Genomic DNA, 3,654 nt, shown 5'->3' on the forward strand with positions numbered 1-3,654 from the left:
CGGCCGGCCGCCCCGTCGTCGTGCCGCGCGCGCTGCTGGCGTTGCTCGCAGGGCACGCCGCCCTGGCCTGCCTCCTGCGCGCCGCCGCGCACGCCGGGCGCCGCCGCGCCGCCCGCCGCCGCCCCGTTCCCGCCCTCGTCGTCGGCACCGGCCGCGCCGGGCGCCGGGTCGCCGCCGCCCTCGCCCGGCACCCCGAGTACGGGATGCGGCCCGTCGGCCTCGTCGGCCCCGTCCCCCAGCGGCTGCCGGGACCCGGCCCCCTGCCCGCGCCGCTGCCCGTCCTCGGCACCCCGCAGGCCGTCGGCCGCGCCGTCACCCGCAACGCCGTGCGCGCCGCCGTCTTCGCCCGGCCCCCCGACGAGCGGCTGGTGCGGCTGTTCTGGGCGCACGGCTGCGCGGTCTGGATGATCGCCGCCCCCGGCCCGGCCGCCGGGGGCGCCCGGGAGGCGGGCGGCCACCTGTGGGGCTTCGCCTGCCGCCGCCTGGACCCGCCGCCGGACCCGCGCGGCCCGCGTCGCCGCGCCGCCCGCCTGGCCAAGCGCGCCCTCGACGTGGCCGTCGCCGCCGCCGCGCTGCTGGCCGCTTCGCCGCTGCTCGCCCTGTGCGCGCTCGCCGTCCGCCTGGCCGACGGCCCCGGCGTCCTCTTCCGGCAGGAGCGCGTCGGCGAGGACGGGCGGCCGTTCCGCATCCTGAAGTTCCGCACCCTGCGCCCCGCCGACGACCGCGAGGCCGCCACCCGCTGGAACGTCGCGGGCGACGGCCGCCTCTCCCCGGTCGGCCGCCTGCTGCGCCGCACCTCCCTGGACGAGCTGCCCCAGCTGTGGAACGTCCTGCGCGGCGACATGAGCCTGGTCGGCCCGCGGCCCGAACGCCCGTACTTCGTCGAGCGGTTCTCCCGCGCCTACCCCGGCTACGCCGACCGGCACCGGATGCCCGTCGGGATCACCGGGCTCGCCCAGGTCAGCGGCCTGCGCGGGGACACCTCGATCGAGGACCGGGCGCGGTTCGACAACTTCTACATCGACACCTGGTCGCTGTGGCAGGACGTGCGGATCATGCTGCGCACGACCGCCGCGTGCTTCCGGTTCGGAGGCAGCTGATGTCCGCCCCGCCCGCCGCGCCCTCCCGGGCCCCGCTCCTCGCCGCGCCGGACGTTCCGGCGCCCGCGCCGCCCCCGCGGCGCCGCGCCCTGCTGCCCGCCCTCGCCACCGTCCTGCTGCTGGCCCTGCCCGGCGAGCGGTGGAGCGTGGCCGGGGGCCAGGTCGCCCCCGCCGACCTCGCCTCGCTGCTGCTGGCCGGCTGCGGCCTGGCGCTGCTGGCCCGCCCCGGCCCCCGGCTGCGCCCGGCCGCGGCGGTCCTGCTGGCCGCCCCCGCCGCCGCGTTCGCCCTGACCACCATGGCCTCGGCGGACCCGGCCGGGAGCCTGCCCGGGTTCGCGCGCTGCCTCCAGGTCTTCGTGCTGGTGCCGCTGGCCGTGGTCCTGCTGCTGCGCGACCGGCGCGACTTCCGGCTGCTGGCCCTCGCCGTCCTCGCCCTCGCCCTCGCGCAGGGCGCGCTCGGCACCTGGCAGCACCGCACCGGCAACGGCGCCTCCTATCTCGGCGAGAACGTCCGCGCCGTCGGCACGTTCGGCCCGATGAACGTCATGGGCATGGCCACCGTCGTCTCCCTCGGCCTCGTCCTGGCCCTCGCCCTGGGCCTGGCCCCGCCCGCCCACGCCTCCCGCCTGCGGCGCCCGGCCGCGCTGGGCTGCGCGGCGCTGCTCGCGGTGCCGCTGGCGTTCTCCTTCAGCCGCGGGGCCTGGCTGGCCACGGGCGCCGCCGTGTGCGCCGTGCTGCTGCTGGCCGGGCGGCGGCCGGTGCGGACGCTGCTCGCGGTGACGGCGCTGGCCGCCCTGGCGGGCGGGGGGGTGGCCGCGTTCGGGCCCGGGATGCTCCAGGAGCGGATCGGCAGCATCGGGCAGGTCACCGGCTCCGGCGCGGACCAGTCCGTGACCGACCGGTACGCGATGTGGGACGCGGCCGTCTCGATGTGGCGGGACGCGCCGTGGACCGGGACCGGGCCCAAGGGCTACGCCGGGCACCGCGACGCGCACGCCTCCCTCGCGCTCTCCGGCGGCAGCGACACGGGCGGGGCCGGGCACGCCTTCCGGCGGCAGGAGCTCCAGTCGCCCCACAACATGTACCTCCTGCTCCTCAGCGAGCAGGGCCTGATCGGGGCGGGCACGGCTGTGTGCTGCTGGGCCGCGCTGCTGGCCTGCGCGGTCCGGCGCCTGCGGGCCGCGCGGCGCTCGGACGTGGGGCTGGCGGCGACGGGCCTGCTGGTCTGGCACGCCGTCAACTTCCTGTACGCGGACATCGGCGGCCCGCACACCGTGCTGACGGGCATCGCCTTCGGCCTCACCGCCTGGTGGGCCCTCTCCCCGGCGGCCGTGGCGGAGCGGGCGCCGTGAGCGCGCGGTCGCTGCCGCGGCAGGAGGGGGCGGGGCGGGGCGGCGGGGCGGGCGAGGCGGAGCGACAGCCGGGGCGAGCCCGGACGCTGCCGCGCGGCGACGGTGGTGCGGGAGAACGCCCCCGGCGGGCCTGGCACGGGAGGGCGCGGCGCCCCGGGCCGGCCGGGGGCCGGGGCGAGGGGCGGTTCGTGGTGCGGGCGGCCGGGGGGACGGCGCTGCTGGTGGGGGCGGGCGCGCTCGGAGGGCTGGTGCGGGACCAGATCGTGGCGGGGCTGTTCGGGGCGGGGCGGGCGGCGGATGCGTTCCTCGTGTCCTGGACGGTGCCGGAGTTCGCGGCCACGCTGCTCATCGACGAGGCGATGGCCTTCGTCCTGGTGCCGGCCTTCAGCGTGGCGCTGGCGAGCGGCGGAACGCCCGCGGTGCGGCGGCTGATCGCGGGGACGCTGCCCCGGCTGCTGCTCGCGCTCGCCGCGGCCACGGCCGCGCTCGCGGCCGGGGCGCCGCTGCTGGTGCGGCTCCTCGCGCCCGGCCTCCCCGACCCGGCGCTCGCCGTGGACTGCACGCGGCTGACGGCCGTCACCGTGCTGACGTTCGGCCTCGCCGGCTACTTCAGCGCGGCGCTGCGGGCCCACCGCAGCTACCTGCCGCCCGCCGCCGTCAACCTCGCCTACAACGCGGGCATCGTCGCCCTCGCCCTCCCCCTCCACGCCGCCTGGGGCGTCCGCGCGGCTGCCGCCGGCGTCGCGACCGGCGGCACCCTGATGGCCCTGATCCAGCTCCCCTTCTTCCTCAGGCACATCCGCGCCGCGCGCCCGCGCGACGCGGTCGCGCACGAACCGTCCGGCCTCGGGGCCGGTGCGTCCTCCGCCCTGTGGGCGAGCACCCGGCGGCCCGCCGCCGTACCGGGGACGCGTCCCGGCCGGAGCCCGGCTCCCGCGCCCGCCTCCGGCCCGCCGGGGTGGCCCGGTCCCGCCGCGCGGGCGGTCTGCCACGCGGACGAGGAGGCGGACGAGGGGAGCGCAAGCCGGTCCTCCGGCCTCGCGGCCGGGAGGCGAGCCGCCTTGTGGCGGGAGAGCGCGAGCTCCGCCGATGGCCCGGCCGGCTCGCCCGGCGGCACGGTGGTCGCCGGTGCGCCGGGCGGGGCCGGGCCCGGCTCCCCACCCGGCGGCCCCGCCGCCGAGGGCGTCACCCGCCCGCCCTCC

At 80.4% G+C, this 3,654-nt stretch carries 3 protein-coding genes; all 3 read left to right on the forward strand.

All coding sequences use genetic code 11. The features are described 5' to 3' along the window. The coding region (locus tag RM780_RS27520; protein WP_311633630.1) for an exopolysaccharide biosynthesis polyprenyl glycosylphosphotransferase at positions 1-1,100 on the forward strand (1,100 nt) is incomplete at its 5' end. Continuing rightward, positions 1,100-2,452, forward strand: a complete 1,353-nt coding sequence (locus RM780_RS27525; protein WP_311633631.1) for an O-antigen ligase family protein — start codon at positions 1,100-1,102, stop codon at positions 2,450-2,452. The genes RM780_RS27520 and RM780_RS27525, both read left to right, overlap by 1 nt. Next, positions 2,449-3,654 (forward strand): lipid II flippase MurJ (locus tag RM780_RS27530; RefSeq protein ID WP_311633632.1); only part of this gene is annotated, 1,206 nt, incomplete at its 3' end. The genes RM780_RS27525 and RM780_RS27530, both read left to right, overlap by 4 nt.

Origin of the sequence: Streptomyces boetiae, from assembly GCF_031845405.1 — a bacterium.
Taxonomy (GTDB): Bacteria; Actinomycetota; Actinomycetes; order Streptomycetales; family Streptomycetaceae; genus Streptomyces; species Streptomyces boetiae.